Here is a 3,664-nt window from a genome sequence, read left to right on the forward strand (position 1 = left end):
ACCATTGCTGAAGCGTCGCCCGCTGGCTCTTGCTGAGGTGAATCTCGGCTGCGACCCGCATCGTGCCCCTCTGGCCGTTCGCCGCGAGGGTAACGTGGATAGTCCAATAGTGCCCTTTATTTATGAATCATATCACTAGATACGACTTGTGACGTTCGGCGAATTGCGCCTCGATCACCTTGGCAACCTTCTCGACAAGCTGGTTGCGAAGAGATTCCACGATCTCGGTCTCCGAGGGGAGTTCGAGGGCATCCCCCGCGATGTCCGTGCCATCGACTGCATCCTGGAACTCGTCTGCCACGGTGGACCGTGCGTTGAACTCCTGAGCGTACTCGATCGAGGCCTTCTGGGTGTTGAAGATGCGAGCCGCAACCGTGGCGAAACCCTTGATCGTGACCGTCCCCGCGCGGTAACGAATCGTCTCGTGCACCGGCGTGCTCAAAGTCGAAGGCGGTAGATCGTCGGGATCGAACTTCGTCTGCGGATTCTGTGTCATCGCACGCAACGCCGCCTCGTAGGCCGGGTTCGCTTCTTTGCGGGTACCGACCTGGATCCGCGTCACACCTTCCCGCTCGGATTCCTGCCGGTCGATCTCCATCAGCGAGACGTTCCCCGAGATGATCAGATCCACGTTCAGGATCTGCCCCAGCTCGGCGAAGCCCTGGTCCTGCTCGGAGATCAGCAGATCGATCTTCTCGCGCTCGACGATGTTGACGCCGTAGGGCAACACCCGAAACAGATGGCTGATCAGCGCGTCCGAGAACTGGGCACCCAGGTCCGGGCGGCTGCGCGGCGCGGCAAAGGTGGGGATGGCCACATAGGTCTGGATCTCCGCAAGCTGGGCATCCCGGGCGTCGCGGTGAACCTCGAAGAGTTGCCCGTGATTCGGCGCCAGCTCGAGGCCCTTCACACCTTCCAGATAGGCGCGAGCCGTCTCGCCCCGTTGCATGCGACTCCGCGCCTGGTCGAGGTAGAACTCGGCACCCTTGGTGCGGATCTCAGCGAGCAGTGCATCGTGCCGCTGTCCGCCCGCGCTCTCGAGCACGCGAAGATAGGCGGTGTAGAAACGACCCGCAGCGATGTCGCTCTGCGAACGCTCGCGCAACCAGACCGCCTCCGCCTTCTCCAGACTCGGCCGCAAGGATGCGGCACGGCCCGGGTCGAGCTTCATCAACTGTTGAAGGGCGGCGCGGGCCGTCGGGATCTCGCGGGCGCCGAGCGCCCGCTCCACCTGCCGAGCCAGATCCGCGGCGCGAAACCCGTCGAGTTCCGATTCCAACGCCGGCAGCTCCGCATACCCGGGATCGGACGCGCGGATGGCCGCCAACTGCTCACTCGCGAGCCCAAGACGGCCGGCAGCGATCGAACTGCGCAGCTGCGTGGCGCGGGCGGTGTTCTCCCGATCGATCGAAGCGAGCCGATCAGCGTACTCCCCGCGGATCGCAGTCAGCCCTCGCCCCGTTGGATCGTACGGCCGCGCCGCCTCGATGCGCTGCAATGCGGCGCGAAGCCCGGGCGCCCCTTGCTCGGCCGCCGCTGCCGCCCGTGCGTCAGCGATCGTCCGCTCCACGAGCTGCACTCGGACGCTCGCGATCTCTTTGGTTGCGGCCGCGTTTCCGGGAGCCAACACCAGGGCGGCTTCGTAGTAGCGATGGGCGGCAACCAGATCGCCTTCCGCGCTTGCGGCCCGCGCCGCAGAAATCTCGGCACCTCCCGGCCCGACACAAGCCAACAGCAAACCCATCCCGGCAATGCCTGCAATGCAGAGAACGGCCGCGGACCTACCGATCATCAATCGCCCATCTCCCTTGATTGCCGGAGCCCTTGATTGCCAGGGCCCTGACCCTTGAATGGCAGGGCCCTGAATACAGCGCGACCACGAAGAGGCATCAGCCTAGCCCGGATGGCACCCTATCTGGACATCATCGTCCTTTCCCGCGCCTCGTTCCAGCGTGGGACCATCTGCCACGAAGATCAAAGAACCGCTGTGCAGCCAAACGGTTGCCTCGGGGCCTGCATCACGGTGAACCCGCACCGCGAGGTGTCGGCACCGCGCCGGGCCGCACCGGACCCACCCGTACCGTGGCCCCCGGCGGCCCTCCTGCCCCCGCCACGGGTACCACGCCGAAACCGGTCGGGCTGTCCTTGCGCGGCAGGCCCGTGTTGAGCCCACCATCGTCGTAGAAGAGTTGCCGGCCGCCATCGAACATGACCGCGGTGGAGAAGTGCTTCTTCAGTTCGCGCTGAAGCGCGCGGCCAGACATCGCGGCCTCATTCACGAGGATGTAGGCCTGACCCTCCCGAATCGCGAGCACGACGTGATGGGTCGCGTAGAACTGCCCCGCGTCGATCCCCTCGCCGCCCTGCGCGAAGACCTGGTCCGTGAAGAGCTCGGCCGAAGTGACATCCGTGCCGTCCTTGCGCAGCAGCGCCCCACCCCCCATGAAATGGAGCACCGGGTTCCCCGGCTGACCAAAGCGCGCCTGGACCGAAACGTCGCTCCGGCCCTCCGCATCAGCGAGCACCAACGTCCCATCCTGTAGGATGGCGATGCCGCCGCGCTTCTCCGTCGGATTCGCCCCGACCCCATCCAGGACGCCATTGCGGATGATCGTCCCGAGCGGCAACCGCGACCCGCCGTCGAAGAACGTCCCGTTCACGACGACCGGGAATCCGCCGGGATTGTTCGGCGAACGCACCTGATCCGGCAACGCCCGATCCCGCTTCCCGGTGTCCCGGTAGGAATTGCCTTCGATATCGTGGTTGTTCAGGATCGTGAGCCGATCGATCGCATGACCGACGAAGACCGTCTGCCGACGAACGTCCTCGGTGCTCCAGACATCCTTCGGCTGGGGCCGCACAGCAGGATCCGGGCTCATGCTGTTCAGCCGGGTGAGCGTCACCTTCCCCGCCGCCGCCGCCGCTCCGGACGGAAGACCTACCAGCAGACAAACCAGCCAGGACGCCGTCCACACGACCCACACCGCATGGCGGAGAGGGAGGGATTCGAACCCTCGAGGGCTTGCACCCTGGCGGTTTTCAAGACCGCTGCCTTCAACCACTCGGCCACCTCTCCTGGCGGAAAGGTTAGCGAGTTCGGTCAGTTACGGGAGCAGCGGAAAGGCCCCGCGGGTGTGACGTCGCTGTTGACGTCGCTTGCGACCCAGTTGCCGCAGCTATCGGCATGGGCCAGGTGTTGGAACTGGGTTGTGTTGACGGAACGTCTCGCCCGCATCAAGCCAAGCGCGTTGATCTCGGGGCAATGTGAGCTTCGCCGGCTCGATGGCCAGCAGGGAACTGGGGCACGGCGAGTTCTAGGGTTCGCGATATCGTTCGTGGTCTACAACGTTGTTGAGCAGCGGTGAGATGCACGAAGTCGACAGCGTAGATGCACTTGTCGGCCTCTTGGCCTCATCCACAACTACTGACAACAACGCCCTGAATCCAATCGATCCACAGTCGACTAGGAGCGAAGGTCCGGTCGCACAGACATCGGATGCGGCTGCCTTCTTCTGGGTTACGCTTCTAGCCTGAACTATGCACGAAAGTTGGCTGAGAAGCTGGCTTTCCAATGTTTCAGCGTGCCGCGCGGCGATTGACGCTGACGGATCTCGTTTTGGGTGGTCGATGCCCATTCCGTGGCGCGAATGCGGAGTGTGCTTCG

General features: G+C 64.4%; 2 protein-coding genes and 1 tRNA gene. All 3 read right to left on the bottom strand.

Annotated elements, in window-relative coordinates; translation table 11 throughout:
- Positions 1-127 precede the first annotated feature (127 nt).
- The 3 genes from GY937_11575 to GY937_11585 all read right to left on the bottom strand — a co-directional run bounded on the left by GY937_11575 (position 128) and on the right by GY937_11585 (position 3,076).
- Positions 128-1,792 (bottom strand): hypothetical protein, encoded by a 1,665-nt coding sequence (locus tag GY937_11575; GenBank protein ID MCP5057350.1) that lies wholly within the window; start codon positions 1,790-1,792, stop codon positions 128-130.
- A gap of 226 nt (positions 1,793-2,018) precedes the next feature.
- Positions 2,019-2,975: a phosphodiester glycosidase family protein gene (locus tag GY937_11580; GenBank protein ID MCP5057351.1), complete on the bottom strand. Its 957-nt coding sequence runs from the start codon at positions 2,973-2,975 to the stop codon at positions 2,019-2,021.
- Between the two features lie 13 nt (positions 2,976-2,988).
- A tRNA-Ser gene (locus tag GY937_11585) sits at positions 2,989-3,076 on the bottom strand.
- Positions 3,077-3,664: the final 588 nt, after the last annotated feature.

The organism is bacterium, assembly GCA_024228115.1.
In the GTDB taxonomy this organism is placed as follows: Bacteria; Myxococcota_A; UBA9160; order UBA9160; family UBA6930.

Coding starts and splice junctions, on each gene's coding strand:
- GY937_11575 (MCP5057350.1), bottom strand. CDS start 1,792: ATGATCGGTAGGTCCGCGGCCGTTCTCTGCATTGCAGGCATTGCCGGG.